This is a genomic window from Sphingomonas sp. MM-1 (assembly GCF_000347675.2).
Taxonomy (GTDB): domain Bacteria; phylum Pseudomonadota; class Alphaproteobacteria; order Sphingomonadales; family Sphingomonadaceae; genus Sphingomonas_E; species Sphingomonas_E fennica.
The window spans coordinates 1,661,949-1,685,764 of the sequence record NC_020561.1; the positions used below are offsets into that span (position 1 = coordinate 1,661,949).

Consider the following 23,816-nt stretch of genomic DNA (forward strand, 5'->3'; position numbering starts at 1 on the left):
GCACGCCGAAACGCCGCCGGAACCGGTCTCTAGGGATGAGCTGCGCTTAGGGCCGGGGCGGGGCGGAGTCAAGCACGCAATCCCGGCGGGCGGAGGCGGCCCATGCACCGCGCCCGCCTGCTTTGCAAGCGCCGCCGCCTTCCGCTAGGGCGCCCGCGATGGCGATATTGGACCAGCATCGGGCGGACCTCGCCGCGCTTGCCCGCCGTGGCCGGCGGCGCAGCCTTATCCCGCGTGCGGGCGCGGATTTCGCCTCCAACGACTATCTCGGCCTCGCCGGATCGGGGCGGCTGGCCGAATCGGTGGCGGCGGCGCTGGCGCGTGGCGTGCCGGTGGGCGCCGGCGGATCGCGGCTGCTGCGCGGCAACCATCCCGAGCATGAGGCGCTGGAGGCGGAGGCCGCCGCCTTCTTCGGCTGCGAATCGGCGCTGTTCTTCTCATCCGGCTTCGCCGCCAACGCGACCGCCTTCGCCACGCTGCCCCGGCGCGGCGACCTGATCCTGTATGACGAGCTGATCCACGCCAGCGCGCACGAAGGCATGCGCGCCGGCAAGGCGGACCGCGCCAGCGCCGCGCACAACGACGCGGACGCCTTCGCCGATGCCATCGGCTCATGGCGCGCGGGCGGCGGCAAGGGCCGGGTGTGGATCGCGGTGGAAAGCCTCTACAGCATGGACGGCGACCGGGCGCCGCTGGACGCGCTGGCGGCGCTGGCGGACGAGACCGACGCCTTCCTGCTGATCGACGAGGCGCACGCGACCGGCGTGTTCGGGCCGGACGGGCGCGGGCTGGCGGCGCCGTGGCAGGGGCGCGACAACGTCATCACGCTCAGCACCTGCGGCAAGGCGCTGGGCTGCGAGGGCGCGCTGCTGTGCGGCCCCGCCGCGATCACCGACTATCTGGTGAACCGGGGCCGGGGCTTCATCTTCTCGACCGCGCCTTCCCCGCTGATGGCCGCGGCAGTGCGCGCGGCGATCGGCATCGTCCGGCACGAGCCGGAACGGCGCGCGGCGCTGTCGGCGCTGATCGGCCATGCGGCGGCGGCCGGGCTGCCGGCGACGGGATCGCAGATCATCCCCGTCATCATCGGCGACGACAAGCGGACCATGGAGATTGCCGGCGCGGTGCAGGCGGCGGGCTTCGATGTCCGGGGCATCCGGCCGCCGACGGTGCCGATCGGCACATCGCGGCTGCGGATATCGCTGACGCTCAATGCCGGCGCCGATGCCGTGACCGGCCTGTCCGCCCTGCTGAGGGACCTGCTGTGAACGCGCATGTCGCCCACGCCTTCGGCCAGGCGCGCGATTATGACGCGGCGGCGCGGGTGCAGGCCCATGCCGCGCGCCGGCTGGCGGAACGCATCGGCGCCCTGTCCCTGCCGCGCCGGCCGCGCGTGCTGGAGATTGGCTGCGGCACGGGCCTGCTTTCCGAGGCGCTGATCCGGCGGATCGGGCTGGGCGACTGGCTGCTGACCGATATCGCGCCCGCCATGCTCGATCGCTGCGCGGAACGGATCGGCCCGCGCCTGGACGTGGGCTTCGCGCTGGTCGATGGCGAGCGGCCGGAGGTGGAGGGCGATTTCGACCTGATCTGTTCGAGCTTCGCCTTCCAGTGGTTTGCCGACCTGCCGGGCGCGATCGGCCGGCTGAAGGCGCTGCTGCGCCCCGGCGGGCGGCTGGCCTTCGCCACCATGGCCGCCGGCAGCCTGGCCGAATGGGATGCCGCCCACCGCGCCGCGACGGGCGAGGCCCCGGCCATGGGCGACTATCCCGCCCCCGAGGCCATGACGGCGCTGGGGGCGACGGTGGAGAGCGAATATTTCGTCGATCGCCATGCCGATGCCCGCGCCTTCCTGGCCGGGCTGCGGGCGATCGGCGCGCACCGGCCGCGCGTGCCGCGCCCGCCCGTGCCGGCGCCCGCCCTGCGCCGGGCCATGGCGGCATTCGAAGCGGAGGGCGCCGGGGCCACCTACCATATCGCCTACGGAACCCTGAACGCATGACCCGATATGTGATTACCGGCACCGACACCGGCATCGGCAAGACGGTGCTGGCGGCAGCCCTCACCGCGGCGCTGGACGCGACCTACTGGAAGCCGATCCAGGCCGGGCTGGACGAGGAGACCGACAGCGAGATCGTGGCGCGGCTGAGCGGCCGGCCGGTGCTGCCCGAGGCGCATCGCCTGATCCACCCGCTTTCCCCGCATCGCGCGGCCGAGCTGGAAGGGATCGCCATCGACGCGGCGGCGATCGCCCCGCCCGCCCTGCCCGGCCCGCTGGTGATCGAGGGCGCGGGCGGGCCGCTGGTGCCGGTGACGCGCACGACGCTCTATGCCGATATCTTCGCGCGCTGGGGCCTGCCGGTGGTGCTGGCGGCGCGCACCGGCCTGGGCACGATCAACCACAGCCTGTCCGCGATCGAGGCCCTGCGCGCGCGCGGCGTGCCGATCCACGGCATCGCCTATATCGGCCCGGCCAACGAGGATAATGAGGCGACCATCGCCGCGATCGGCCAGGTGCAGCGGCTGGGGCGGCTGCCCCACCTCGATCCGCTGACGCGCGATATGCTGGCGGCGGCCTTCGCCGAGGGATTCGATATCGCCGATTTCAGGGCCGGGCAGGCATGAGCGCGTCGCCCTCCCCCGTCTGGCACGCCTTCACCCAGCACGGGCTGGGCGACGAGATACCGCTGATCGACCGGGCGGCGGGCGCGACCCTGTATGGCGCGGACGGGCGCGCCTGGATCGATGCGATATCGAGCTGGTGGGTCATCACCCACGGCCATTGCGAGCCGCGCATCCAGGCGGCGATCCGCGCCCAGACCGACCGGCTGGACCAGCTGATCTTCGCCGGCTGGACCCATGAGCCCGCCGAGACGCTGGCGCGTGGGCTGATCGCCATGGCGCCCGCCGGCCTCGCCCATGTGTTCTTTTCCGACAGCGGATCGACCAGCGTGGAAGTCGCGCTGAAGATGGCGCTGGGCTACTGGCTGAACCGGGGCGAGCCGCGCCACCGCATCCTGGTGCTGGAACATGGCTATCATGGCGACACCATCGGGGCGATGTCCGTCGGCGAGCGCGGCGTCTACAACCGCGCCTACCAGCCTTTGCTGTTCGACGTGGGCACCATCCCCTTCCCCGCCGAGGGCCGCGAGCAGGCGACGCTGGATGCGCTGGAGGCCGCCTGCCGGGGCGCGGACAGGCCCGCCGCCTTCATCCTGGAGCCGCTGGTGCTGGGGGCGGGCGGCATGATGATGTATGGGCCGCAGGTGCTGGCCGCCATGCGGGCGATCTGCGCGGCGCACGGCGTGCTGTTCATCCTGGACGAGGTGATGACCGGCTGGGGCCGCACCGGCACGACCTTCGCCTGCGAGCAGGCCGGCATCGCGCCCGACATCCTCTGCCTTTCCAAGGGGCTGACCGGCGGCGCCCTGCCGCTGGCGGCGACGCTGGCGACGCCTGCCATATTCGAGGCGCATCTTTCGCCGGATCGCGGGCGGATGTTCTTCCATTCGTCCAGCTACACCGCCAATCCGGTGGCGTGCGCGGCGGCCAACGCCAACCTCGCCATCTGGCGCGAGGAGCCGGTGGCCGATCGGATCGCGGCGCTGGCGGCGATGCAGGCGGAACGGCTGGCGGCGCTGGACGGGCGCGGCCGGATCAGGGCGAAGCGCCGGACCGGCACGATCGCGGCGATGGAGTTCGTGGAGGAAGGCAGCGACTATCTTTCCGCGATCGGCCCGCGCCTCAACGCCTTCTTCCGCGACCGGGGGCTGCTGCTCAGGCCGATGGGCAATGTCGTCTATATCCTGCCGCCTTATTGCATCACCGCCGGCGAGCTGGACCGCATCTATACCGCGATCGAGGAAGCGGCCGAATGGATCGGGCGGGAATAACGAAGGGCGCGGCGGATCGGCGGCCTCAGCCCGCCGCGACCAGGCTCTGCGCCACGGCCTCGGCCACCTTGATGCCGTCCACGCCCGCCGAAAGGATGCCGCCGGCATAGCCCGCCCCCTCCCCCGCCGGGAACAGGCCGGCGGTGTTGAGGCTCTGGAAGTCCCTGCCGCGCGTGATGCGGACCGGCGACGAGGTGCGGGTTTCCACGCCCGTCATCATCGCATCGGGATGATCGTAATTGGCGATCTGGCGGCCAAAGACGGGCAGCGCCTCGCGGAAGGCATCCACCACGAAATCGGGCAGGCACTGCGCGAGATCGGTGAGGTGCACGCCCGGCTTGTAGGACGGCATGACCTCCCCGAATTCGGTGGAGGCGCGGCCGGCGAGGAAATCCCCCACCTTCTGCCCCGGCGCCTGATAGCTGGACCCGCCCGCCACGAAGGCGCGCGATTCCCAATGCCGCTGGAGGTCGATGCCGGCGAGCGGGTGGCCGGGATAATCCCGTTCGGGATCGATGCCGACGACGAAACCCGAATTGGCGTTGAATTCCGCGCGGGAATATTGACTCATCCCGTTGGTGACGACGCGCCCTTCCTCCGACGTCGCCGCCACCACGCGCCCGCCGGGGCACATGCAGAAGCTGTAGACGGTGCGGCCGTTGGAGCAATGGTGCGACAGGCTGTAGGCGGCCGCCCCCAGATCGGGATGGCCGGCGCAGGTGCCGAAGCGGGCGCGATCGATCCAGGATTGCGGATGTTCGATCCGCACGCCCATCGAGAAGGGCTTGGCCTCGATATGGACGCCGCGATCGTATAGCGTCTGGAAGGTGCCGCGCGCGCTGTGGCCGACGGCCAGCACGACATGGTCGGCCTCCAGATATTCGCCGGTGTGGAGGTGGAGCCCGCGCAGCCGGCGGCCGCCATCGGGCGCGGTGGCGATATCGAAATCCTCCACCCGATGTTCGAAGCGATATTCGCCGCCCAGATCCTGGATGGTCCGGCGCATGCTTTCCACCATCGTCACCAGCCGGAAGGTGCCGATATGGGGGTGCGCCTCGGTAAGGATCTCCTCGGGCGCGCCGGCCTTGACGAATTCGGTCAGCACCTTGCGGCCCAGGAAGCGCGGGTCCTTGATCTGGCTGTAGAGCTTGCCGTCGGAGAAGGTGCCGGCGCCGCCTTCGCCGAACTGGACGTTGGATTCGGGGTTGAGCACGCCGCGCCGCCACAGGCCCCAGGTATCCTTGGTGCGTTCGCGCACCACCTTGCCGCGTTCCAGGATGATCGGGCGGAAGCCCATCTGGGCGAGGATCAGGCCGGCGAACAGGCCGCACGGCCCCGCCCCGATCACCACCGGGCGCAGGCCCCTGCGACCGGCGGGCGCCTGCGCGGGCGGGCGATATCCGGTATCGGGCGTGGGCTGGACGTGGCGATCGTCGGCGAAGCGGGCGAGCACCGCCGCCTCGTCCTTCAAGGTCACGTCGACCGAATAGACCATCTGGATCGCCGATTTGCGCCGGGCATCATGGGCGCGGCGGGCGACGGCGTGATCGATCAGTTCCTCCGGCGCGATGCCCAGCCGATCGCGGATCGCGGCGAGGAGCGCCTCGGGCGGATGGCCGAGCGGCAGCTTGAGTTCGGTGATGCGCAGCATCCGCGCGCCCTACAGCGATTCCGCCGCGAACGAAATGCCTCCGGTCCGCGGTCCAGCGGATCGGGCACCGGACGAAAGCGGATGCCTTTGCCCGATGCGATCCACTAGGATGGCGGCCCAAGGAGATTCATCGATGCTGCCCTACCTGCTGCTGGCCGCGGCACCCGTCCCCGCCGCCACCGCGCCCTATCCGCCCGCCACCTTCGAACATACCGCCATCATCGCCCATCTCGCGCTCGACGGGCGCGGCCATGTGCTGGGCTGCACCATGGAGACCGCGGGGCGCAGCGTGGCCGATGCCGCGCCGGAATGCGATGCGATCGCCGATCCGGCCTTCCTGAAGGCGGTGCTGGGCGAGGATTATCGCCGGGCGATCGCGATCGACGCGCGGCTGATCGGCGAGGCGGTGGGCACGCTGGGGCCGCTGCCGGGCAGCGAGCGGCGCTTCGACCGGCGGCGGATGCTGGGCACGGCGGATATCGAGATCGGCCGCGACGGCCATGTCCGCCGCTGCCGCCCCGGCCAGGCCATCGCCATCGGCGGCGCGCCCTTCAACCTGTGCGGCGCGGTGAACGGCGAGGCACAGGCCTTCGTCGCCGATCCCGCCGCACCCGAGCCCCGGCTGCTGAAGCTTTCCTTCGAGCTGGGGATGATCGCGCGGTAGAGCGTCCGCGCACGGCTTCGCTCAATAGCCAGAACGGACGCAGAGCACGTCGGCGAGGTAGACCGCGCGGCCTTCCGATTCCAGCGCCTCGCTCTTCGATCCGTTCCAGCCCTGCGCGCGGCAGAAAGCGTCGGCGCTGCGGGCGGCGCAATTGGCCGTCGCGCTGCCCGTGGCGCAGGCGGCGACGCGGCGCCCGTCCCGCACGGGGCGGGGGAAGAATTCGGCCGCCATGCCGCGCAGCGACTGGTTGGGCACGGGGCGCGGCGGCTCCGCCCCGATCGGGCGGATCGAGACGAGGCGGCTTCCCGGCCCGAGCTGGTTGCCGAGGTTCGACGTGCTGCGCGAAACCGTGATGCAGCGGCCGCCATAATTGCGCTGCGGGCAGAGCTGCCAGGTGCCGCTGTTGACGCGGATGCTGCGCACCGGCCAGGCGAGGCCCATGTCCGGGTTGGCGCGGCCGACCGCGACGGCGGGGCCGCTATAGCCGGCATCGCGATAGACGATCGCCTCCGGCTGGCCGCCGGGGCGGCGCTCCTCGGCGGCAGGGGCGAGCATGGCGGCGAACAGCATCGACAGCAGCATGGCATCCTCCTCCGTCCCGCCGGGCGCAGGCCCGGTCGGGGCAATCGATCATATCGCCGCTGTTACCATAAATTGCACGGGCACCAGCGCGATAACATGTTATCTGATCGCGCGATCCGTAGGGGGCGTTCGATGATGCGCAGCTTTTCGACAGCAGCCAGGGTGATGGGTGCCGCCGGTCTCCTTGCGATGACGCCGCTCCAGCCTGCCGGCGCGGAGCCGGATGCCGACGCCGACACGGCCGAGATCGTCATCGCCGCCGGCCCCTGCTTCGGCCGCTGCCCGGTCTACAGCACCCGCATCCTCGCGGACGGCGGCGGCCGCTTCATCGGCACGCGCTTCGTCGCCAAGGTGGGGGAGCAGGCGCTGCTGGTGGAGCCCGCCACCTTCCGCGCGATCGAGAAGAGGCTCGCCCCCTATCGCCCCGCCGCCGACCGCCGGATCGGGCCGGAGGAATGCGAGAGCTTCCGCACCGACGCGCCGAGCTGGACGGTGCGCTGGGTCGACAAGTCGGGCGAGGCGGTGACGCTGTCCTTCAGCCTGGGCTGCACCGACCTGCGCTACGTGCCGCTGGCCGAGGCGATCCGCTCGTCGAACGAGATGCTGCCGATCGGCCCGCTGGTGGGCGATCGCCAGCGCTGACCGGCGCTCAGGGCGTGCGGGTGGCGCGGAGGTAGTCGGCGAGGCGCTGGAGCTGCTCGCCCATCACCTGATCGACGGCGGGCGCGATCTTGTCCGCCCCGCCGCGAACATGGCCGCTGACGCTGTAGGTCTGGACGATGCGGACGCCGGCGGGGTCGGCGGCGAGCGTCCAGCTCATCACCCCCGCGACGGCTTCGGCCTGCAAGGGCCCGAGCGCGCCCGACAGGCGGAGCAGGCGGCCGGGGCGGACGGCGATCACGCGCATATGTTCGATGGAGCCGCCATCGGCCAGCTTCTCGCAGAAGCAGCCGCCGGCATGGAGGTCCAGCGTCATGTTGGCGGCATTGCCCGAATAGCTGTGTGCGCTGCTCCACCAGCGGCCGACATGGCCGAGCGCGCCATAGGCCGCATCGGGCGTGACGGGGACGGTGACGCTGCGCGATATCTCGAACGCACCGGCGGAGGCGGAAACGACTTCCGCGTCCGCAGGCGCCGCGGCGGCCAGCGCCGCTCCACCGATCGTGGCCAGACCGAACGGGGCCGTAAAACGCATCATCCCCTCCCCCGGATATCGGGAGAGGGGATGATAGCATGACGAGGCGGCGGCCCGAAGCGGGTGCCCGCGCCTCCTATCGGGGGCCGAGGATCCGTTCGATCGCGGCCTCGACATCGGCAATCGGCGCCATGCCGTCGACGCGGGAGACCAGGCCCCGCGCCTCGTAGATCGGCAGGATCGGCGCGGTCTTGGCGCGATATTCGGCCATGCGGGTGCGCACGGTTTCCTCATTGTCGTCGGGCCGGCGCTTGAACTCGTGGCTGCCGCAGACGTCGCAGGTGCCGGGCACCTTGGGCAGCTTGAACTTGTCGTGATAGCCCTCGCCGCACTGCGCGCAGGTGAAGCGGCCGGTAATGCGTTCGACCAGCGCGTCCTCGTCCACCTCCAGCTCGATCACATGATCGAGGGTGCGGCCGCGCGCGGCGAGCAGGCCGTCGAGCGATTCGGCCTGCGCGGCGGTGCGGGGATAGCCGTCGAAGATCACGCCGGTATCGGGCGACAGCGCGTCGAGCTGCTCGCCGATCAGGCCGGAGACGATCTCGTCCGAGACGAGGCCGCCCGATTCCATCACCGCCTTGGCCTGGAGGCCGATCGGCGTGCCCGCCTTGACGGCGGCGCGCAGCATGTCGCCGGTGGAAAGCTGCACCATGCCGCGTTCGGCGACCAGCCGGCCCGCCTGGGTGCCCTTGCCCGCGCCCGGAGGCCCCAGCAGAATGATGTTCATCGGAAGCTAGTCCCCCCTATTGCCGGTTTGCCGGTCTTTGCCGTCAGCGGCGGTTGCCGCCCTTCAGCTTCGCCTTCTTGATGAGATCGCCATATTGATGGGCGAGCAGGTGGCTCTGGATCTGCGTGACGGTATCGATCGTCACGTTGACCACGATCAGCAGGCTGGTGCCGCCTAGCGCGAAGCTGATGCCCGCCCGCGAGGCCAGATATTCCGGCACGAGGCAGATCAGCGTCAGATAGGCCGCGCCGATCACGGTGATGCGGGTCAGCACGAAATCCAGATAGTCGGCGGTGTGCTTGCCCGGGCGGATGCCGGGGATGAAGCCGCCGTAACGCTTCAGATTGTCCGCCGTCTCCTCCGGGTTGAAGACGACCGCGGTGTAGAAGAAGCAGAAGAAGATGATGCCCGCCGCATAGAGCAGCATGTAGATCGGCGCGCCATGGGCGAGGTTGAGGTTCAGCCAGCTCAGCACCGATCCCCACCAGGTATCGTCGTTCACGCGCTGGCCGGCGAACTGGCTGATCGTGAGCGGCATCAGCAGCAGCGACGACGCGAAGATCGGCGGGATGACGTTGGCGGTGTTGATCTTGAGCGGCAGGAAGCTGCGATCGCCCTGCATCATGCCGCGCGCGGTCTGGCGCTTCGGATACTGGATCAGCACCCGGCGCTGCGCGCGCTCCATGAAGCAAATGAACAGGATCAGGCCCGCGATCAGCGCGACCACGCCGAGGATCAGCACCGGCGACAGCGAGCCCGATCGGCCGCCCTCGAAAAGCTGGGCGAGGTGCGTGGGCAGCGAGGCGACGATGCCGGCCATGATGATGAGCGAGACGCCGTTGCCGATGCCACGGCTGGTGATCTGTTCACCCAGCCACATCAGGAACATCGTGCCGCCGATCAGCGAGATGACGGTGGTGACGCGGAACAGGATGCCCGGATCGATCACGGCGGACATGCCTTGGTCCGCACCCCAGGCTTCCAGGCCGACGGCGATGAAATAGCCCTGGATCGCGGTGAGCAGCACCGTGCCGTAGCGGGTATATTGGTTGAGCTTCTTCCGCCCGCTCTCGCCTTCCTTCTTGATCGCGGCGAGCGACGGCGACAGCGAGGTCGCGAGCTGTACGACGATCGAGGCGGTGATGTAGGGCATCACGCCGAGCGCGATCAGGCTCATGCGCGAGAGGCTGCCGCCCGAAAAGGTGTTGAAGAAATCGAGAACGCCGCCCTTGGTCGTTTCGAACTGGGCGTGGAGCGCCACCGGATCGATGCCGGGCAGCGGCACGAAGCTGAGCAGGCGGAACACGATGAGCGCGCCCAGCGTGAACCACAGCCGCTTCTTGAGATCGGTCGCCTTGGCGAACTGGGAAAGACTGACGTTGGCGGCCAGTTGTTCGGCTGCGGATGCCATGCGTTTAACGACCCCGGAAAAATTGAAGGCGGCGGAGTGCCTCTACGCCCCCCGCCGCCTCATATAATGCCCCTGTCGCGCTTGTCAGCCCCGAACACCAAGAACGGGCCGGAAAGCGCAACCGGAAATTCAGGCCTTGGCGGCCTTCTTGGCGGCGAGGGTCTTGCCCTTCTTGGCGGCAGCCTTTTCGGCCGCCGGAACCACCACGATCACCTCGACCGAGCCGCCGGCCTTCTCGACCGCCGCCTTGGCGCCAGCGGACGCACCGGCGACCTTGAGCGACAGCTTGGCCTTGAGCTCACCCTTGCCGAGCAGGCGCACGCCATCCTTGCCGCCACGGGCGACGCCCGCCGCCTTGAGCGCGGCGTGATCGATCACGCCGTCGGTGGCGAGCTTGCCGCCGTCGACCAGCGCCTGGATCTGGCCCAAGTTCACCTCGGCATAATCCTTGGCGAAGATGTTGTTGAAGCCGCGCTTCGGCAGGCGCATGTGGAGCGGCATCTGACCGCCCTCGAAGCCCTTGATCGAGACGCCCGAGCGGCTCTTCTGGCCCTTCTGGCCGCGGCCGCCGGTCTTGCCGAGGCCCGAGCCGATGCCGCGGCCCACGCGGACCCGGCCCTTGCGCGCGCCCTGATTGTCGCGGATGTCGTTCAGTTTCATATCGTGCACTCGCTTTCGCTTTTGTCGCGCTGAGCCCGCCCCGCATCGCGGGAATCGGATTCGATCTGTCTGGCTAGAGGCCGAGGCCCCTACCCCGTTCGCCGCTGGGCCGTAAAGCCCAAATCGGCCCATGGACCAAATCGACAAAGAGCCGCGATGCGGCCGAAGCCATCATCGCGGCGCCTTGTGAGCCCCGGCAATCGGCCGGGACGGCCGAGGGGATCAGCCCTCGACCTTCACCATGTGCTGCACCTTGCGGATCATGCCGCGCACTTCCGGAGTATCCTCCAGCTCGCGGGTCCGGTGCATCTTGTTGAGGCCCAGGCCGACGAGGGTCGCGCGCTGGTCCTTGGTCCGGCGGATCGGCGAGCCGACCTGCGTCACCTTGATGGTCGCCATGTCCGATTACTCCGTAACGGCCGCGGCTTCGGCTTCCGCCACCTCGGCCGAAGCACCGCCACGACCCAGCAGGTCGGCGATCTTCTTGCCGCGGCGCTGGGCCACCGACTTCGGGCTGGTCTGATCCGAAAGCGCCTCGAAGGTCGCACGGATCATGTTGTAGGGGTTCGAGGTGCCGACCGACTTGGTCACCACATCGGCCACGCCCAGGCTTTCGAAGATGGCGCGCATCGGGCCACCCGCGATGATGCCCGTGCCCTGCGGCGCCGAGCGCAGCGTCACCCGGCCCGCGCCGAAATGGCCGTTGCCGTCATGGTGCAGCGTGCGGCCTTCGCGCAGCGGAACGCGGATCATCGCCTTCTTGGCGGCAGCCGTCGCCTTCGAGATGGCTTCCGGCACTTCGCGCGCCTTGCCATGGCCGAAGCCGACCCGGCCCTTGCCGTCGCCGACGACGACCAGAGCCGCGAAGCCGAAGCGCTTGCCGCCCTTCACGGTCTTGGAGACGCGGTTGATGTGGACGAGCTTCTCGATCAGCTCCTCGCCACCTTCCTCGGCGCCACCGCGACGATCGTCGCGACGGCCACGGTTGCCGTCGCGGCCACGGCCGCCACGATCACCGCCCGGGCCACGGCCACGGCCGCCACGCGGACCACGGCCCTGGCGCTCGCCTTCCGGCGCGCCGCCAGCGGCGGGCGCATCGGCAGGAGCGCCCGCCTGGATTTCGGTTTCGTCAGCCATATTAGAACTCCAGTCCGCCTTCGCGGGCGGCGTCGGCGAGAGCCTTCACCCGACCATGGAACAGAAAGCCACCGCGATCGAATACGACCTTGGTGACGCCGGCGGCCGAGGCACGCTCCGCCAGGCGCTTGCCGACGGCAGCCGCGGCTTCCGCCGTGGCGCCGGTCTGGCCGCGGACATCCTTGTCCAGCGTCGAGGCGGCGGCGACCGTGCGGCCGGCGGCGTCGTCGATCACCTGGGCATAGATGTGGCGGCCCGAACGGTGCACCGAAAGGCGCGGACGGGTGGCGCCACGAGCCCGCAGCGCGGTGCGGACGCGCTGGCGGCGCTTCGCGAAAAGAGAGAGCTTGGCCATTACTTCTTCTTCCCTTCCTTGCGGAAGATGAACTCGCCGGCATATTTGATGCCCTTGCCCTTATAGGGCTCCGGCTTGCGCCAGCGGCGGATCTCGGCGGCGACCTGGCCGACCTTCTGCTTGTCGATGCCGCTGATCTGCACCGTCGTCTGGTCCGGCGTCGCGATCGTGATGCCTTCCGGCACCGCGAAATCGACGTCGTGGCTGTAGCCGAGCTGCAGCTTCAGGTTCTTGCCCTGAAGGTTGGCGCGGTAGCCGACGCCGGTGATCTGCAGCGTCTTCGAGAAACCCTCGGTCACGCCCGTCACCAGATTCTGCACCAGGGTGCGCTGCATGCCCCAGAAGGAGCGGGCGCGCTTGGTGTCGTTGGCCGGCTGGATCGCGATCTGGCCGTCCTCGATGGCGTAGGTCACCTCATCGGCCAGCGGCAGGGTGAGGGTGCCCTTGGGCCCCTTCACCGAAAGCTCGCGGCCCTCGATCGTGGCCGTCACGCCCGCGGGAATGGCGACCGGCTTCTTGCCCGTGCGGCTCATCAGAAGACCTCCGCGAGAATCTCGCCGCCGACATTCTGCTCGCGCGCTTCCGCGTCGGACAGAACGCCCTTCGGCGTCGAGACGATGGTGATGCCGAGGCCGTTGCGGATGCGCGGCAGCTCCTTGGCGCCCGAATAGACGCGGCGGCCCGGCTTCGAGACGCGGGCGACATGCTGGATCGCCGGCTGGCCCTCGAAATATTTCAGCTCGATGCGCAGGCCATCGTGGCCGGCGAGATCTTCCGAGCTGTAGCCACGGATATAGCCTTCGCGCTGCAGCACGTCGAGGACGCGGGCACGCAGCTTGGACGCCGGGGACAGGACGCTGTCCTTGCGCGCGCGCTGGCCGTTGCGGATGCGGGTGAGCAGATCACCCAAAGGATCGGTCAGAGCCATCTTCAGTTCCTTACCAGCTCGACTTCGTGACGCCCGGGATCAGGCCCTTGTTGGCCAGATCGCGCAGCTGGACACGGCACAGCCGGAACTTGCGGTAGTAAGCGCGCGGACGCCCGGTCAGCTCGCAACGGTTGCGAACGCGGGTGGGGTTCGCGTTGCGCGGCAGCTCGGCGAGCTTCAGGCGCGCGATCAGGCGCTCCGTCTCGTCCTTGCCTTCATCGTCCGCGATCGCCTTGAGGCGCGCATACTTGCCAGCATATTGCTTGACGAGCTTCTTGCGCTTCTCGTTCTTGTTGATCGAACTCAGTTTCGCCATGACTTAAGTTCTCTTTCCTTATCGGATCGAGCCAGTCTCCCCCAGGGAGATCAGGCCGCCTTCTTTTCTTCGACGACGGGCTGCGGGAACGGGAAGCCGAACAGGCGAAGCAGCTCGCGCGCTTCCTCGTCGGTCTTCGCCGTCGTCGCGACGACCACGTCCATGCCACGGATCTTGTCGATCTTGTCGTAGCTGATTTCCGGGAAGATCAGCTGCTCCTTCAGGCCGGTGGCATAATTGCCGCGGCCGTCGAACGACTTGTCGGAAAGGCCGCGGAAGTCGCGGACGCGCGGCAGGGCGATCGTCACGAACCGGTCGAGGAATTCGTACATCCGCTCGCGACGAAGGGTAACCTTCGCGCCGATCGGCATGCCTTCACGCAGCTTGAACTGCGCGATCGACTTCTTCGCCTTGGTGATGACGGCCTTCTGGCCGGCGATCGCGGTCATTTCCTGGGCCGCGACCTCGACCTTCTTCTTGTCCTGCGTCGCCTCGCCGACGCCCATGTTCAGCACGATCTTCTCGAGCCTGGGCACCTGCATCGGGTTGGTGTAGCCGAACTTCTCCGTCATCGCCTGGACGATGCGGTCCTCGTACAGCTTCTTGAGGCGGGGCTTGTAAGCGTCAGCCATTGATCTGCTCCCCGGACTTCACGGCCACGCGGACCTTCTTGCCGTCCTTGATTTCGAAGCGGACGCGCGTCGGCTTGCCGTCGGCGGTCACATGCGCGACCTTCGAGACATGCAGCGGCGCTTCCACGCGCTCCAGGCCACCCTGCGGGTTGACCTGGGTCGGCTTGCGGTGGCGGGTCGCGACGTTCACGCCGGACACGATCACCTTGCCCTCCTTGGGCAGCGACTTGGTGACTTCGCCGGTCTTGCCCTTGTCCTTGCCGGACAGGACGATGACCTTGTCACCCTTCTTGATCTTCAACGCGGCCATCACAGCACCTCGGGCGCGAGCGAAATGATCTTCATGTGGCCCGCCTGGCGCAGTTCGCGCACCACCGGCCCGAAGATGCGGGTGCCGATCGGCTCCCCGCTATTCTTGTTGATCAGAACGGCGGCGTTGCCGTCGAACCGGATCGTCGAACCGTCCGGACGATGAATGTCCTTCGCGGTGCGGACGATGACGGCGCGGTGCACGTCGCCCTTCTTCACCTTGCCGCGCGGGGCGGCTTCCTTGATCGACACGACGATCACGTCGCCGACGGTGGCGGTGCGGCGCTTGGAACCGCCGAGCACCTTGATGCACTGGACGCGCTTGGCGCCCGAGTTATCGGCCACGTCCAGGTTGGACTGCATCTGAATCATGGGTCAGTCCTCCTTAACCGGCGACGGCGGGGCTTTCGGCCCCGACCTTGCCCAGAACGCGCCACGTCTTCAGCTTGGAGATCGGCGCGCATTCCTCGATGCGGACGGTCTCGCCTTCCTTGAACACGTTGCCCTCGTCATGGGCGTGATACTTCTTCGAACGGCGGATGATCTTGCCGTAGAGCGGGTGCTTCACCTTACGCTCCACCAGCACCACCACCGTCTTGTCGGTCTTGTCGGAGACCACAGTCCCCGTCAGCACGCGCTTCGGCATGACTGGTGTCTCCTTACTTGGCGGCCGAGCGCGCGCGCTCGGTCTGGAGGGTCTTGATCTGCGCGATGGTGCGACGCACCTCACGCACCCGCGACGGCTTCTCCAGCTGGCTGGTGGCGGCCTGGAAGCGCAGGTTGAACTGCTCGCGCTTCAGCTCGCCCAGCTGCTCGGAGAGCTGGTCGTCGGTCTTCGTCTTGAGATCGCTGATCTTGGCCATGTCACGCAGCCTCGTAAATCGATTCACCGAGGCGGGCGACCACCTTGGTCTTGATCGGCAGCTTCTCCATCGCACGCTCGAAAGCGACGCGGGCGAGCGGGCCGGGAACGCCGTCCAGCTCGAACAGGATGCGGCCGGGCTTGACGCGGGCGGCCCAGAATTCGGGCGAACCCTTACCGGAGCCCATGCGGACTTCGGCCGGCTTCGACGAGACCGGAACGTCCGGGAAGATGCGGATCCACAGACGGCCCTGGCGCTTGATGTGGCGCGTGATGGCACGGCGGGCCGCCTCGATCTGGCGGGCGGTGATCCGGTCCGGCTCCAGCGCCTTCAGGCCGAAGGCGCCGAAGTTGAGCTGAGTGCCACCCTTGGCATCGCCGTGGATGCGGCCCTTGAAGGCCTTGCGGAATTTTGTGCGCTTTGGTTGCAGCATGTCTTAATCGCCTTCTGACACCGATTGTCCGGTCGATCAGGCGACGTGGAAAGGGGCGAACCCCTTACCGCGCCGGCCGGACCCCCGACGTCTGAGCTTCCATCATGAGCCGATCCTGGGCGAGCGGATCATGGCCGAGAATCTCGCCCTTGAAGATCCACACCTTGATCCCGCACACGCCATAGGCGGTGTGGGCTTCGGCTTCGGCATAATCGACGTTCGCGCGCAGCGTGTGCAGCGGCACGCGACCTTCGCGATACCATTCGGTCCGCGCGATCTCCGCGCCGCCGAGACGGCCGGCGCAGGTGATCCGGATGCCTTCCGCGCCGAGACGCAGCGCCGATTGCACCGCGCGCTTCATCGCACGGCGGAACGCGACGCGGCGTTCGAGCTGGTCGGCGACGCCCTGGGCCACGAGCTTGGCGTCGATTTCCGGCTTGCGGATCTCGACGATGTTCAGGCTCACGTCCGACGACGTCATCTCGCCCAGCTTCTTGCGAAGCTTCTCGATATCCGCGCCCTTCTTGCCGATGATGACACCGGGACGGGCAGCGTAGATCGAAATGCGGCACAGCTTGGCCGGACGCTCGATCACCACCTTGGAGATCGCCGCCTGCGGCAGCGCCTTCATGATGAACTTGCGGATCTTCAGATCCTCAAGCAGCAGGCGGCCATAATCGGCGCCTTCGGCGAACCAGCGGCTATCCCAGGTGCGGTTGATCTGCAACCGCATGCCGATCGGGTTGGACTTCTGACCCATGTTATTCTCCAGCCTCTTCCTGCTCGCGGACGACCACGCGCAGGCGCGAGAACGGCTTGACGATGCGGGTGGAACGGCCGCGGGCGCGGGTGGCGAAGCGCTTCATGACGAGGCCCTTGCCGACCGAGGCTTCCTTCACGACGAGCGCGTCCACATCGAGATTGTGGTTGTTCTCGGCGTTGGCGATCGCGCTCTGAAGCACCTTGCGGACGTCAACCGCCATCGCCTTCTTGGAGAAAGCGAGGATGTTGAGCGCGTCGCCGGCCTTCTTGTTGCGGATGAGGGCCGCGACCAGGTTCAGCTTCTGCGGCGAGCCGCGGACGGTGGTGGCCACCGCCAGCGCTTCCTTATCGCCGACCTTGCGGGGGGATGCAGGCTTCGACATCAGCGCTTGCCCTTCTTGTCGGCGGCGTGGCCGGGGAAATAGCGCGTCGGCGCGAATTCACCCAGCTTGTGACCGACCATGTCTTCGTTGACCGACACCGGCACGAACTTGCGGCCGTTGTAGAGGTTGAAGGTCAGGCCGACGAACTGCGGCAGGATCGTGGAGCGGCGCGACCAGGTCTTGATCGGCGCGCGGGCACCAGATTCCTGCGCGGCCTCGGCCTTGCGCAGAAGGTGCAGGTCGACGAACGGACCTTTCCAGACGGAACGGGCCATGGCTTACCTCTTCTTCTTCGCGTGACGCGAACGGATGATGAACTTGTCCGTCGCCTTGTTGCTGCGGGTGCGGGCGCCCTTGGTCGGCTTGCCCCACGGGGTGACCGGGTGACGGCCGCCCGAGGTGCGGCCTTCACCACCGCCATGGGGGTGGTCGACCGGGTTCTTGGCGACGCCGCGGGTGAGCGGACGATGGCCGAGCCAGCGGTTGCGACCGGCCTTGGCGAGGTTCTGGTTCGCGTTGTCGGGGTTCGACACCGCGCCCACCGTGCACATGCAGTCCGAACGGATGTAGCGCTGCTCGCCCGAGTTCAGGCGAACCATCACCATGCCCTTGTCGCGGCCGACGATCTGCACATAGGTGCCGGCGGCACGCGCGATCTGGCCGCCCTTGCCGGGCTTCATCTCGACATTGTGGACGATCGTGCCGACCGGGGCCTGGCCGATCTCCATCGCGTTGCCGGGCTTGGTATCGGTCTTCTTGCCCGCCACGATCACGTCGCCGGCAGCCAGACGCTGCGGCGCGATGATGTAGGCCTGCTCGCCGTCCTCATACTTCACCAGCGCGATGAAGGCCGAGCGGTTCGGGTCATATTCCAGGCGCTCGACGGTCGCGGGCTGATCCCACTTCCGGCGCTTGAAATCGACGAAGCGATACTTCTGCTTGTGGCCGCCAGCGATGCCGCGCGCGGTGGCGTGGCCCATGTTGTTGCGGCCGCCAGACTTGCGCTTGCCTTCGGTAAGCGCCTTGACCGGCTTGCCCTTCCACAGCGACGACTTGTCGACGAGGATCAGGCCGCGCCGCGCCGGGCTGGTCGGGTTATAATGCTTCAGCGCCATGGCGTCAGATCCCCGTGGTCACGTCGATGGACTGGCCTTCGGCCAGCGTCACGATCGCCTTCTTCACGTCCGAGCGGCGGTAGGGCGCGCCCTTCCACTTCTTCGTCTTGCCCTTCTGGACGATGGTGTTCACGCCCGTCACCGAGACGTTGAACAGCGCTTCGACAGCCGCCTTGATCTCGGGCTTGCTGGCGTCGCCGGCGACCTTGAAGACCACCGCATTATGCTCGGAGAGCAGCGAGGTCTTCTCGGTGATGTGCGGCGCGAGCACGACGTCATAATGACGCAGTGCCACCGCTTCGTTCTGCTTCTTAGCCATTGAGGCGCGCCTCCAGCTTCTCGACGGCGGCGCGGGTCAGCACCAGCGTGTCATGCTTCAGAATGTCGTAGACGTTCGCACCGATCGCCGGCAGCAGGTTGACGCCCTTGATGTTGCTCGAAGCCAGCGCGAAGCTGACGTTGAGCGCATCGCCGTCGATCACCAGCGCCTTCGTGCCGAAGCCCAGCTTCGCGAGCTGGCCCGCGAGCGTCTTGGTCTTGCCTTCGGCGACATCCAGCGCGTCGACGACGATCAGGTTGCCGTCCTTGGCCTTGGCCGAGAGCGCCATCTTCAGGCCGAGCGCGCGAACCTTCTTGTTCAGCGACGGATTGAAGTCGCGAAGGCGGGCACCGTGGGCCTTACCACCGCCGATGAAAACGGGGGCGCGGCGATCGCCGTGACGGGCCGTGCCGCCGCCCTTCTGGCGACCGAACTTCTTGCCCGAGCGGGCAACGTCCGAACGCTCGCGGGTGGGACGGGCCGTGCCGCGGCGCTTTTCGAGCTGCCAGGTGACGACGCGGTGCAGGATGTCCGCGCGCGGCTCGAGGCCGAACACCTCGTCCGCGAGTTCGATGTCGCCCGACGCCTTGGCGTCGAGGGTCTGAACCTTGACCTTCATGATCAGCCCTCCTGGCCTTCAGCGGCTTCGGCAGCGACTTCGGCGGGAGCCTCGGCCTGCGGAGCGCTATCGTTGCTGCCAGCCTTCTTCACGGAGGCCGGATAGGGCGCATCGGCGTGACGCGCGACCTTGACCGAATCCTTGACGATCAGCCAGGCGCCCTTCGATCCGGGCACCGAGCCCTTGACGAAGATCAGACCGCGCTCGACGTCGGTGGAGACGATCTCGAGGTTCTGCTGCGTGCGCTGGCGATCACCCATGTGACCGGCCATCTTCTTGTTCTTGAAGACCTTGCCCGGATCCTGGCGGTTACCGGTCGAACCGTGCGAACGGTGCGAGACGGAAACGCCGTGCGTGGCGCGCAGACCGCCGAAGCCCCAGCGCTTCATGGCGCCGGCGAAGCCCTTGCCCTGCGTCTGGCCGGCAATGTCGACATACTGGCCCGGCACGAAATGGTCGGCGGCGATTTCCGCGCCAACCTCGAGCACGGCGTCATCGGCCACGCGGAATTCCACGAGGCGCGCCTTGGGCTCGACTTCCGCCTTGGCGAAATGCCCGCGCTCGGGCTTCGAGATGTTCTTTACCTTCGCGGTGCCCGCGCCGAGCTGCACGGCCACATAGCCGTCGCGCCCCTTGTCACGGACCGAGACGACCTGATTGCCTTCCAGGGACAGAACGGTAACCGGAACGTGCCGGCCGTCTTCCTGGAACAGGCGGGTCATCCCCATCTTCTTCGCGATCACGCCAGTGCGCATGATCCGTTCCTTCCAACAGAGGCTCCCGTCAGCGGGGAGCGTGCCAACGAAAAAGGCCCCGGCGTAACCGCCGAAGCCCAGCCCAATGAACCCTTGCCCCCGTCAGGGCCATCATTTCCGCTTCGTAAAAAGCGAAAGACGGGGACTCGGTCGCCAGCCCTGAAGGCTGGCCGGTATCCCTACTCTTCCGTCGCGCGATCGAAGGGCCCGGGGGCCGATCGCCTTTCGACTTACGCCGCGTGGCGGAAAATCGCGCGAGGCGCCGCAGCCGATTCGGCCGCGACGGGAGGTGGCCTATTAGGCCAGTTTGATCTCGACATCAACACCCGCGGCGAGATCGAGCTTCATAAGAGCGCCGACCGTCTGCGGCGTGGGCTGAACGATATCCAGGAGGCGCTTGTAGGTGCGCACCTCAAACTGTTCGCGCGACTTCTTGTCGATGTGCGGTCCACGGTTGACCGTGAACTTTTCGATGCGCGTCGGGAGGGGAATGGGGCCGCGGATGAGCGCGCCGGTGCGTCGGGCGGTGTCGGCGATGTCGCCGGTGGCCTGATCGAGCACGCGATGGTCGAACGCCTTCAGGCGAATACGGATGTTCTGCGTTTCCATTTCTCTACCGATGCGAAAGAGCCGTGCCCCTGGAGCCGGACCGAATCTGCCGGCCGAATCCTTCGGGGCGAAAAAATACCGGCCGGCTCCGTAGGGGAGCCGGCCGGCTCATGCAAGCAATTACTTGACGATCGTGCCGACGACGCCGGCGCCGACCGTGCGGCCGCCCTCGCGAATGGCGAAGCGCAGGCCCTGGTCCATGGCGATCGGGGCGATCAGCTTGACGCCGATCGAGACGTTGTCGCCCGGCATCACCATCTCGGTGCCTTCCGGCAGCTGCACTTCGCCCGTCACGTCGGTCGTGCGGAAGTAGAACTGCGGACGGTAGTTGGCGAAGAACGGCGTGTGACGGCCGCCTTCGTCCTTCGACAGGACGTAGACCTCGGCCTTGAACTCGGTGTGCGGGGTGATCGTGCCCGGCTTCGCGAGCACCTGGCCACGCTCCACCTCGTCACGGCCGACGCCGCGGATCAGCGCACCGATGTTGTCGCCGGCCTGGCCCTGGTCGAGCAGCTTGCGGAACATTTCGACGCCGGTCACGACGGTCTTGCGGGTGTCCTTGATGCCGACGATCTCGACTTCCTCGCCCACCTTGACGACGCCGGTCTCGACGCGGCCGGTCACCACGGTGCCGCGGCCCGAGATCGAGAACACGTCTTCGATCGGCATCAGGAACGACTTGTCGAGCGGACGCTCCGGCTGGGGGATCCAGCTGTCGACGGCCTGCATCAGCTTCAGCACGGCGTCATGGCCGATTTCCGGGGTCTTGCCTTCGAGGGCGGCGACCGCCGAGCCGGCGATGATCGGAATGTTGTCGCCGTCGAAGTCATACTTCGAGAGCAGCTCGCGGATTTCCAGCTCGACGAGCTCGAGGATCTCGGCGTCGTCGACCAGGTCGACCTTGTTCAGGAACACGACGAGCTGCGGCACGCCGACCTGACGGGCGAGCAGGATGTGCTCGCGGGTCTGCGGCATCGGGCCGTCGGTGGCGGACACGACCAGGATCGCGCCGTCCATCTGCGCGGCGCCGGTGATCATGTTCTTCACATAGTCGGCGTGGCCCGGGCAGTCGACGTGGGCATAGTGACGGTCGGCCGTCTCATACTCGACGTGCGCGGTCGAGATGGTGATGCCGCGCTCGCGCTCTTCCGGCGCCTTGTCGATGTTGGCGTAGTCGACGAAGGTCGCGCCGCCGGTCTCGGCGAGCACCTTGGTGATCGCGGCCGTCAGCGAGGTCTTGCCATGGTCGACGTGACCGATGGTGCCGATGTTGCAGTGCGGCTTCGTCCGCTCGAACTTAGCTTTCGCCATTGTATCCTACCTTCTTCTCAAACCGTTTTCCGAGCGCGCCGCCCGATGCGGACGCGCCCATAACCACAAATTCAGCTTTACGCCAGCTTCGCCTTCACCTCGTCCGCGACGTTCGCCGGGACTTCGTCATAATGCGAGAACTGCATCGTGTACTGCGCGCGCCCCTGCGTGAACGAGCGGAGCTGGTTCACGTAGCCGAACATGTTGGCGAGCGGCACCATCGCCTCGACGACCTGGGCGTTGCCCCGGCTGTCGGTGCCCTGGATCTGGCCGCGACGGCTGTTCATGTCGCCGATCACGTCGCCCAGATAGTCTTCCGGCGTCACCACCTCGACCTTCATGATCGGTTCGAGCAGCTTGATGCCAGCCTTCTGCGCCGCTTCGCGCATCGCGCCGCGGCCGGTGATTTCGAACGCAAGCGCCGACGAGTCGACGTCGTGATACTTGCCGTCCAGCAGCTCGACCGAGAAGTCGATGATCGGGAAGCCGATCAGCGAACCGGTCTCGGCGGTCTCGCGCATGCCCTTTTCGACCGAGGGGATATATTCACGCGGAATATTGCCGCCCTTGACCGAATCGATGAACACGAAGCCGGTGCCGCGCTCGCCGGGGGTGAGCTTCACCTTCACTTCGCCGAACTGGCCGGAGCCGCCCGACTGCTTCTTGTGGGTGTAGGTGACTTCCACCGGCTTCGCGAGATATTCGCGATACGCCACCTGCGGCGCGCCGACATTGGCCTCGACCTTGAACTCGCGCTTCATGCGGTCGACGAGGATCTCGAGGTGGAGCTCGCCCATCCCCTTGATGATCGTCTGGCCCGATTCGTGGTCGGTCGAAACGCGGAACGAGGGGTCTTCGGCGGCCAGGCGGTTGAGGGCGACGCCCATCTTCTCCTGGTCGGCCTTGGTCTTCGGCTCCACCGACAGCTCGATCACCGGCTCGGGGAATTCCATCCGCTCCAGGATGATCGGAGCGGTCGGCGCGCACAGCGTGTCGCCGGTGGTGGTTTCCTTGAGGCCGGCGAGCGCGACGATGTCGCCCGCATAGGCTTCGTCGATGTCCTCACGCGAGTTGGCGTGCATGAGGAGCATGCGGCCGATCTTTTCCTTCTTGTCCTTCACCGAGTTCAGGTAGGTGCCCTTTTCGAGCTTGCCCGAATAGATGCGCGCGAAGGTGAGCGAGCCCACGAAGGGATCGTTCATGATCTTGAACGCCAGCGCCGACATCGGCGCCGTATCGTCGGCCGGACGCGAATCCTTGGTCTCGCCGTCCAGCTTGACGCCTTCGACCGGCGGGATGTCCAGCGGGCTCGGCAGGTAATCGACGACGGCGTCGAGCAGCGGCTGCACGCCCTTGTTCTTGAAGGCCGAGCCGCACAGCACCGGCACGAACGAGAAGTTCAGCGTGCCCTTGCGGATCAGCGCCTTCAGCGTGGCGGCATCCGGCTCATTGCCCTCGAGATAGGCTTCCATCGCCGCATCGTCCTGCTCGACGGCGGTCTCGATCAGCTCGCTGCGCGCGGTGGCCGCGGCATCGGCGAGGTCGGCGGGGATGTCCTGATATTCGAACTTCGCGCCGAGCGATTCCTCGAGCCACACGATCGCGCGGTTGTTCACCAGGTCGACCAGGCCCTTGAAGCCGCCTTCGATGCCGATCGGGAGATAGAGGACGAGCGGACGGGCGCCGAGACGATCCTTGATCATCTCCACGCAGCGCTCGAAGCTCGCGCCGGTGCGGTCAAGCTTGTTGACGAAGCACATGCGCGGAACCTTGTACTTTTCCGCCTGGCGCCACACGGTTTCGGACTGCGGCTCCACGCCGGCCACGCCGTCGAAGCAGGCGACCGCGCCGTCGAGCACGCGCAGCGAACGTTCCACCTCGATGGTGAAATCGACGTGGCCGGGCGTGTCGATGATGTTGATCCGGTGGTCGTCCCAGAAACAGGTCGTCGCGGCCGACGTGATCGTGATGCCGCGCTCCTGCTCCTGCTCCATCCAGTCCATCGTGGCGGTGCCTTCGTGGACTTCACCGATCTTGTAGGACTTGCCGGTGTAATAAAGAATGCGCTCGGTCGTCGTCGTCTTGCCGGCGTCGATGTGCGCCATGATGCCGATATTGCGATACTTGGCGAGCGGGTGGCTGCGGGCCATGATCTAATCTCCGATGTCGGGGATCGGAGCGTGCGCT

34 protein-coding genes are annotated in these 23,816 nt (G+C 67.6%); 6 read left to right on the forward strand and 28 right to left on the reverse strand.

Annotated elements, in window-relative coordinates:
• Window positions 1-158: 158 nt before the first annotated feature.
• Genes G432_RS08050 through G432_RS08065 form a run of 4 tightly spaced genes read left to right on the forward strand, consistent with a single transcriptional unit; the run spans window position 159 to window position 3,893 of the window.
• The gene (locus G432_RS08050; RefSeq protein WP_015458330.1) at window positions 159-1,268 is read left to right on the forward strand and encodes an 8-amino-7-oxononanoate synthase; all 1,110 of its coding nucleotides are present in this window, start codon (window positions 159-161) and stop codon (window positions 1,266-1,268) included.
• On the forward strand, window positions 1,265-2,002 hold the full coding sequence (locus tag G432_RS08055; protein ID WP_015458331.1) for a methyltransferase domain-containing protein: 738 nt from the start codon (window positions 1,265-1,267) through the stop codon (window positions 2,000-2,002). Before G432_RS08050 ends, G432_RS08055 begins: the two co-directional genes overlap by 4 nt.
• Window positions 1,999-2,625 carry a dethiobiotin synthase gene (gene bioD / locus G432_RS08060; protein WP_015458332.1) on the forward strand — a complete coding sequence of 209 codons (627 nt, stop codon included), beginning with the start codon at window positions 1,999-2,001 and terminating at the stop codon, window positions 2,623-2,625. The genes G432_RS08055 and bioD overlap by 4 nt, the downstream gene beginning before the upstream one ends.
• Window positions 2,622-3,893, forward strand: coding sequence for an adenosylmethionine--8-amino-7-oxononanoate transaminase (locus G432_RS08065; protein WP_015458333.1), 1,272 nt, complete (start codon window positions 2,622-2,624; stop codon window positions 3,891-3,893). Before bioD ends, G432_RS08065 begins: the two co-directional genes overlap by 4 nt.
• Before the next feature lie 25 nt (window positions 3,894-3,918).
• On the opposite strand, the gene G432_RS08070 is transcribed toward G432_RS08065, so the two are convergent.
• Window positions 3,919-5,544, reverse strand: a complete 1,626-nt coding sequence (locus G432_RS08070; RefSeq protein WP_015458334.1) for an NAD(P)/FAD-dependent oxidoreductase — start codon at window positions 5,542-5,544, stop codon at window positions 3,919-3,921.
• A 133-nt stretch (window positions 5,545-5,677) separates the two neighbouring features.
• On the opposite strand from G432_RS08070, the gene G432_RS08075 reads away from it, so the two are divergent.
• Window positions 5,678-6,208 carry a hypothetical protein gene (locus G432_RS08075; RefSeq protein WP_015458335.1) on the forward strand — a complete coding sequence of 177 codons (531 nt, stop codon included), beginning with the start codon at window positions 5,678-5,680 and terminating at the stop codon, window positions 6,206-6,208.
• 21 nt (window positions 6,209-6,229) lie between these two features.
• Here the strand turns inward: G432_RS08075 and G432_RS08080 are convergent, their stop codons facing one another.
• Window positions 6,230-6,790, reverse strand: coding sequence for a beta/gamma crystallin-related protein (locus G432_RS08080; RefSeq protein ID WP_015458336.1), 561 nt, complete (start codon window positions 6,788-6,790; stop codon window positions 6,230-6,232).
• Window positions 6,791-6,922: 132 nt separating this feature from the next.
• Here G432_RS08080 and G432_RS22090 point away from each other — a divergent pair, with 132 nt between their 5' ends.
• Window positions 6,923-7,432: a DUF6438 domain-containing protein gene (locus G432_RS22090; protein ID WP_144062012.1), complete on the forward strand. Its 510-nt coding sequence runs from the start codon at window positions 6,923-6,925 to the stop codon at window positions 7,430-7,432.
• A gap of 7 nt (window positions 7,433-7,439) precedes the next feature.
• Here the strand turns inward: G432_RS22090 and G432_RS08090 are convergent, their stop codons facing one another.
• From G432_RS08090 to fusA, 26 genes are all read right to left on the reverse strand, one after another.
• Complete coding sequence (locus G432_RS08090) at window positions 7,440-7,985, reverse strand: SRPBCC family protein (protein ID WP_015458338.1); 546 nt, start codon at window positions 7,983-7,985, stop codon at window positions 7,440-7,442.
• Window positions 7,986-8,061: 76 nt separating this feature from the next.
• Window positions 8,062-8,712, reverse strand: a complete 651-nt coding sequence (locus G432_RS08095; protein WP_015458339.1) for an adenylate kinase — start codon at window positions 8,710-8,712, stop codon at window positions 8,062-8,064.
• Between the two features lie 43 nt (window positions 8,713-8,755).
• Window positions 8,756-10,123, reverse strand: a complete 1,368-nt coding sequence (gene secY / locus G432_RS08100; RefSeq protein ID WP_015458340.1) for a preprotein translocase subunit SecY — start codon at window positions 10,121-10,123, stop codon at window positions 8,756-8,758.
• Window positions 10,124-10,252: 129 nt separating this feature from the next.
• The gene (rplO, locus tag G432_RS08105) at window positions 10,253-10,783 is read right to left on the reverse strand and encodes a 50S ribosomal protein L15 (RefSeq protein ID WP_015458341.1); all 531 of its coding nucleotides are present in this window, start codon (window positions 10,781-10,783) and stop codon (window positions 10,253-10,255) included.
• Window positions 10,784-11,005: 222 nt separating this feature from the next.
• A complete protein-coding gene (gene rpmD, locus G432_RS08110) occupies window positions 11,006-11,182 on the reverse strand; it encodes a 50S ribosomal protein L30 (RefSeq protein ID WP_015458342.1) in 177 nt (58 codons plus the stop codon).
• A gap of 6 nt (window positions 11,183-11,188) precedes the next feature.
• Window positions 11,189-11,920 (reverse strand): 30S ribosomal protein S5, encoded by a 732-nt coding sequence (gene rpsE, locus G432_RS08115; RefSeq protein ID WP_015458343.1) that lies wholly within the window; start codon window positions 11,918-11,920, stop codon window positions 11,189-11,191.
• A gap of 1 nt (window position 11,921) precedes the next feature.
• Window positions 11,922-12,275: a 50S ribosomal protein L18 gene (gene rplR, locus G432_RS08120; RefSeq protein ID WP_015458344.1), complete on the reverse strand. Its 354-nt coding sequence runs from the start codon at window positions 12,273-12,275 to the stop codon at window positions 11,922-11,924.
• Window positions 12,275-12,808, reverse strand: coding sequence for a 50S ribosomal protein L6 (gene rplF / locus G432_RS08125; RefSeq protein WP_015458345.1), 534 nt, complete (start codon window positions 12,806-12,808; stop codon window positions 12,275-12,277). The genes rplR and rplF overlap by 1 nt, the downstream gene beginning before the upstream one ends.
• Window positions 12,808-13,203: a 30S ribosomal protein S8 gene (gene rpsH, locus G432_RS08130; RefSeq protein ID WP_015458346.1), complete on the reverse strand. Its 396-nt coding sequence runs from the start codon at window positions 13,201-13,203 to the stop codon at window positions 12,808-12,810. Before rpsH ends, rplF begins: the two co-directional genes overlap by 1 nt.
• Before the next feature lie 10 nt (window positions 13,204-13,213).
• Entirely contained in the window at window positions 13,214-13,519 is a 306-nt protein-coding gene (gene rpsN / locus G432_RS08135) for a 30S ribosomal protein S14 (protein ID WP_015458347.1), read from the reverse strand.
• Between the two features lie 50 nt (window positions 13,520-13,569).
• Entirely contained in the window at window positions 13,570-14,151 is a 582-nt protein-coding gene (gene rplE / locus G432_RS08140; protein WP_015458348.1) for a 50S ribosomal protein L5, read from the reverse strand.
• The gene (rplX, locus tag G432_RS08145) at window positions 14,144-14,461 is read right to left on the reverse strand and encodes a 50S ribosomal protein L24 (protein WP_015458349.1); all 318 of its coding nucleotides are present in this window, start codon (window positions 14,459-14,461) and stop codon (window positions 14,144-14,146) included. The genes rplE and rplX overlap by 8 nt, the downstream gene beginning before the upstream one ends.
• Window positions 14,461-14,832 (reverse strand): 50S ribosomal protein L14, encoded by a 372-nt coding sequence (gene rplN, locus G432_RS08150; protein WP_015458350.1) that lies wholly within the window; start codon window positions 14,830-14,832, stop codon window positions 14,461-14,463. Before rplN ends, rplX begins: the two co-directional genes overlap by 1 nt.
• A 13-nt stretch (window positions 14,833-14,845) precedes the next feature.
• The gene (rpsQ, locus tag G432_RS08155; protein WP_015458351.1) at window positions 14,846-15,106 is read right to left on the reverse strand and encodes a 30S ribosomal protein S17; all 261 of its coding nucleotides are present in this window, start codon (window positions 15,104-15,106) and stop codon (window positions 14,846-14,848) included.
• Window positions 15,107-15,119: 13 nt separating this feature from the next.
• Window positions 15,120-15,323, reverse strand: coding sequence for a 50S ribosomal protein L29 (gene rpmC, locus G432_RS08160; RefSeq protein ID WP_015458352.1), 204 nt, complete (start codon window positions 15,321-15,323; stop codon window positions 15,120-15,122).
• A gap of 1 nt (window position 15,324) precedes the next feature.
• A complete protein-coding gene (gene rplP / locus G432_RS08165; protein WP_015458353.1) occupies window positions 15,325-15,756 on the reverse strand; it encodes a 50S ribosomal protein L16 in 432 nt (143 codons plus the stop codon).
• Window positions 15,757-15,820: 64 nt separating this feature from the next.
• On the reverse strand, window positions 15,821-16,516 hold the full coding sequence (rpsC, locus tag G432_RS08170; RefSeq protein ID WP_015458354.1) for a 30S ribosomal protein S3: 696 nt from the start codon (window positions 16,514-16,516) through the stop codon (window positions 15,821-15,823).
• 1 nt (window position 16,517) lies between these two features.
• Window positions 16,518-16,901 carry a 50S ribosomal protein L22 gene (rplV, locus tag G432_RS08175; RefSeq protein WP_015458355.1) on the reverse strand — a complete coding sequence of 128 codons (384 nt, stop codon included), beginning with the start codon at window positions 16,899-16,901 and terminating at the stop codon, window positions 16,518-16,520.
• A complete protein-coding gene (gene rpsS, locus G432_RS08180; RefSeq protein WP_010127197.1) occupies window positions 16,901-17,176 on the reverse strand; it encodes a 30S ribosomal protein S19 in 276 nt (91 codons plus the stop codon). Before rpsS ends, rplV begins: the two co-directional genes overlap by 1 nt.
• A gap of 3 nt (window positions 17,177-17,179) precedes the next feature.
• Window positions 17,180-18,016: a 50S ribosomal protein L2 gene (gene rplB, locus G432_RS08185; protein ID WP_015458356.1), complete on the reverse strand. Its 837-nt coding sequence runs from the start codon at window positions 18,014-18,016 to the stop codon at window positions 17,180-17,182.
• Between the two features lie 4 nt (window positions 18,017-18,020).
• Window positions 18,021-18,335, reverse strand: coding sequence for a 50S ribosomal protein L23 (locus G432_RS08190; RefSeq protein ID WP_015458357.1), 315 nt, complete (start codon window positions 18,333-18,335; stop codon window positions 18,021-18,023).
• Window positions 18,328-18,954: a 50S ribosomal protein L4 gene (gene rplD / locus G432_RS08195; protein ID WP_015458358.1), complete on the reverse strand. Its 627-nt coding sequence runs from the start codon at window positions 18,952-18,954 to the stop codon at window positions 18,328-18,330. Before rplD ends, G432_RS08190 begins: the two co-directional genes overlap by 8 nt.
• Before the next feature lie 2 nt (window positions 18,955-18,956).
• Window positions 18,957-19,709, reverse strand: coding sequence for a 50S ribosomal protein L3 (rplC, locus tag G432_RS08200; protein ID WP_015458359.1), 753 nt, complete (start codon window positions 19,707-19,709; stop codon window positions 18,957-18,959).
• A gap of 297 nt (window positions 19,710-20,006) precedes the next feature.
• Window positions 20,007-20,318 (reverse strand): 30S ribosomal protein S10, encoded by a 312-nt coding sequence (gene rpsJ, locus G432_RS08205; protein ID WP_015458360.1) that lies wholly within the window; start codon window positions 20,316-20,318, stop codon window positions 20,007-20,009.
• A gap of 120 nt (window positions 20,319-20,438) precedes the next feature.
• Window positions 20,439-21,629: an elongation factor Tu gene (gene tuf, locus G432_RS08210; protein ID WP_015458361.1), complete on the reverse strand. Its 1,191-nt coding sequence runs from the start codon at window positions 21,627-21,629 to the stop codon at window positions 20,439-20,441.
• Between the two features lie 77 nt (window positions 21,630-21,706).
• Entirely contained in the window at window positions 21,707-23,779 is a 2,073-nt protein-coding gene (gene fusA / locus G432_RS08215; protein WP_015458362.1) for an elongation factor G, read from the reverse strand.
• Between the last annotated feature and the right edge of the window lie 37 nt (window positions 23,780-23,816).

Bases quoted from the DNA above. Each gene is read 5' to 3' on its own strand.
- G432_RS22090 (WP_144062012.1), top strand. From the start codon at position 6,923: ATGATGCGCAGCTTTTCGACAGCAGCCAGGGTGATGGGTGCCGCCGGT.
- G432_RS08065 (WP_015458333.1), top strand. From the start codon at position 2,622: ATGAGCGCGTCGCCCTCCCCCGTCTGGCACGCCTTCACCCAGCACGGG.
- rplN (WP_015458350.1), bottom strand. From the start codon at position 14,832: ATGATTCAGATGCAGTCCAACCTGGACGTGGCCGATAACTCGGGCGCC.
- rplE (WP_015458348.1), bottom strand. From the start codon at position 14,151: ATGGCTGACGCTTACAAGCCCCGCCTCAAGAAGCTGTACGAGGACCGC.
- rplO (WP_015458341.1), bottom strand. From the start codon at position 10,783: ATGAAACTGAACGACATCCGCGACAATCAGGGCGCGCGCAAGGGCCGG.
- fusA (WP_015458362.1), bottom strand. From the start codon at position 23,779: ATGGCCCGCAGCCACCCGCTCGCCAAGTATCGCAATATCGGCATCATG.
- rpsJ (WP_015458360.1), bottom strand. From the start codon at position 20,318: ATGGAAACGCAGAACATCCGTATTCGCCTGAAGGCGTTCGACCATCGC.
- rplD (WP_015458358.1), bottom strand. From the start codon at position 18,954: ATGAAGGTCAAGGTTCAGACCCTCGACGCCAAGGCGTCGGGCGACATC.
- G432_RS08090 (WP_015458338.1), bottom strand. From the start codon at position 7,985: ATGCGTTTTACGGCCCCGTTCGGTCTGGCCACGATCGGTGGAGCGGCG.
- rplV (WP_015458355.1), bottom strand. From the start codon at position 16,901: ATGTCGAAGCCTGCATCCCCCCGCAAGGTCGGCGATAAGGAAGCGCTG.
- rpsC (WP_015458354.1), bottom strand. From the start codon at position 16,516: ATGGGTCAGAAGTCCAACCCGATCGGCATGCGGTTGCAGATCAACCGC.
- rpsS (WP_010127197.1), bottom strand. From the start codon at position 17,176: ATGGCCCGTTCCGTCTGGAAAGGTCCGTTCGTCGACCTGCACCTTCTG.
- G432_RS08075 (WP_015458335.1), top strand. From the start codon at position 5,678: ATGCTGCCCTACCTGCTGCTGGCCGCGGCACCCGTCCCCGCCGCCACC.
- rplR (WP_015458344.1), bottom strand. From the start codon at position 12,275: ATGGCCAAGCTCTCTCTTTTCGCGAAGCGCCGCCAGCGCGTCCGCACC.
- rpsE (WP_015458343.1), bottom strand. From the start codon at position 11,920: ATGGCTGACGAAACCGAAATCCAGGCGGGCGCTCCTGCCGATGCGCCC.
- bioD (WP_015458332.1), top strand. From the start codon at position 1,999: ATGACCCGATATGTGATTACCGGCACCGACACCGGCATCGGCAAGACG.
- rplF (WP_015458345.1), bottom strand. From the start codon at position 12,808: ATGAGCCGCACGGGCAAGAAGCCGGTCGCCATTCCCGCGGGCGTGACG.
- rplX (WP_015458349.1), bottom strand. From the start codon at position 14,461: ATGGCCGCGTTGAAGATCAAGAAGGGTGACAAGGTCATCGTCCTGTCC.
- rplC (WP_015458359.1), bottom strand. From the start codon at position 19,709: ATGCGCACTGGCGTGATCGCGAAGAAGATGGGGATGACCCGCCTGTTC.
- rplP (WP_015458353.1), bottom strand. From the start codon at position 15,756: ATGCTGCAACCAAAGCGCACAAAATTCCGCAAGGCCTTCAAGGGCCGC.
- secY (WP_015458340.1), bottom strand. From the start codon at position 10,123: ATGGCATCCGCAGCCGAACAACTGGCCGCCAACGTCAGTCTTTCCCAG.
- G432_RS08050 (WP_015458330.1), top strand. From the start codon at position 159: ATGGCGATATTGGACCAGCATCGGGCGGACCTCGCCGCGCTTGCCCGC.
- rpsQ (WP_015458351.1), bottom strand. From the start codon at position 15,106: ATGCCGAAGCGCGTGCTGACGGGGACTGTGGTCTCCGACAAGACCGAC.
- G432_RS08095 (WP_015458339.1), bottom strand. From the start codon at position 8,712: ATGAACATCATTCTGCTGGGGCCTCCGGGCGCGGGCAAGGGCACCCAG.
- G432_RS08070 (WP_015458334.1), bottom strand. From the start codon at position 5,544: ATGCTGCGCATCACCGAACTCAAGCTGCCGCTCGGCCATCCGCCCGAG.
- rplB (WP_015458356.1), bottom strand. From the start codon at position 18,016: ATGGCGCTGAAGCATTATAACCCGACCAGCCCGGCGCGGCGCGGCCTG.
- rpmC (WP_015458352.1), bottom strand. From the start codon at position 15,323: ATGGCCAAGATCAGCGATCTCAAGACGAAGACCGACGACCAGCTCTCC.
- rpsH (WP_015458346.1), bottom strand. From the start codon at position 13,203: ATGGCTCTGACCGATCCTTTGGGTGATCTGCTCACCCGCATCCGCAAC.
- rpsN (WP_015458347.1), bottom strand. From the start codon at position 13,519: ATGGCGAAACTGAGTTCGATCAACAAGAACGAGAAGCGCAAGAAGCTC.
- tuf (WP_015458361.1), bottom strand. From the start codon at position 21,629: ATGGCGAAAGCTAAGTTCGAGCGGACGAAGCCGCACTGCAACATCGGC.
- G432_RS08080 (WP_015458336.1), bottom strand. From the start codon at position 6,790: ATGCTGCTGTCGATGCTGTTCGCCGCCATGCTCGCCCCTGCCGCCGAG.
- rpmD (WP_015458342.1), bottom strand. From the start codon at position 11,182: ATGGCGACCATCAAGGTGACGCAGGTCGGCTCGCCGATCCGCCGGACC.
- G432_RS08190 (WP_015458357.1), bottom strand. From the start codon at position 18,335: ATGGCTAAGAAGCAGAACGAAGCGGTGGCACTGCGTCATTATGACGTC.